Annotated in this window: 2 protein-coding genes; both read left to right on the top strand. The window is 28.9% G+C overall.

Annotated features, from left to right (window positions below; translation table 11 throughout):
- A partial coding sequence (locus AC1DTM_RS26880) for a thiaminase II/PqqC family protein (protein ID WP_477001320.1) occupies nucleotides 1-350 on the top strand: 350 nt, incomplete at its 5' end.
- A 327-nt stretch (nucleotides 351-677) separates the two neighbouring features.
- Nucleotides 678-1317: pPIWI_RE module domain-containing protein (locus tag AC1DTM_RS26875; protein WP_477001319.1), on the top strand; the 640-nt coding region annotated here is incomplete at its 3' end.

Raw genomic sequence — 1317 nt, 5'->3', positions numbered from 1 at the left:
CATCTCATATGTATCGTGCAGCTTATGAAGGGCATTTAGGAGATATTATTGCGGCTATTTTACCTTGTTATTGGTTATATTATGAAATTGGTGAACGATTAAAAGAATGTCAACCGGAAGAACCAATTTATCAAGAATGGATTTCTGCATATGGTTCGGATTGGTTCCGTACTCTAGTAGAAGAGCAAATTACACGATTAGATACGATTGCTGAAAAAGTAACAGAGGCAGACCGTAATCGTATGAGACAACATTTTATTTTTAGTAGTCAATATGAATATTCATTTTGGGAAATGGCATATACATTAGAAAAATGGCCGGTGAATGAAGAAGTTAAAGGTGTTATTTAATAAAGAGTATATAAAAGGTATCGCTATATAAAGAGGTGATACCTTTTATTATGTTTAATTTATGTAAACATTTTGTAAATTACAGATATAAAATACAATAATGAATTATAATGTTTTTATAATATATAGAGTGAAATAAGGAGGTAGTTATATGGTAATAGTAACTTTTTATTAATTTAGTTTTTATACTGTATTATTCTTATAATTAAATTTATTTTTTCCTAAACTGTGCTTGGTTAAAATTTGATTCGTTTATGCTTAAAAAATTGGTATCTTTTCTAGTATTATTCATGATCAATATAAATTAAGAGAGGAAGTATTAATAATATGGAAAAATTACGGTTATTAACATTTAAAAATATAGTAGAACCCCTCTATAATGAGAAAGTATCGTATATTTACTTTCCTATTGAATGGCTTGAGATTGTAGATATACATTATAGAACATTTTTATTAACGAGCAAATTAAAACTTGTAAATGAAAGATTGTATGATATGTTTTCTGATATATTGTTCATTCAGCATGATCCATATGTATTAAAGGAAGATACACCTTGGATTGTAGCAAAAGAACCAATGAGACAAGAACAGTTAGACTATATTTTCCAAAGCTGGTATGAGGTTATTCATGATTGGAAACCGAATAAATTAATAGATCCACCACATTTAGAATGGCAGTATGATTTAATTAGTAATTTACCAGTATTACATGATAAAAAAACGTTTTCTAAATGGGTACCAGCTTTAATTACTCATATTTTTTGCGAACAGCCTTTACGTATGGAAAATAAAAACGAGGAAGAAATATATTTTTCGCCACTGCGATCACAAGATGTTTTTGAAGCGATGTCTGAGCCAATTAAAGATGAAGAAACACATGATTATTTCGCTTATGTATATCGGTTTGAATACGTAACTCGTGGAGGTGAGAATATTCCACTATTAAAAGTATCCGTAGGGATTAGGC

The organism is Bacillus sp. P4_D3, assembly GCF_056401855.1.
The sequence above is the reverse complement of the archived record's forward strand: the minus strand, read 5'-3'. Positions and strand labels throughout refer to the sequence as shown.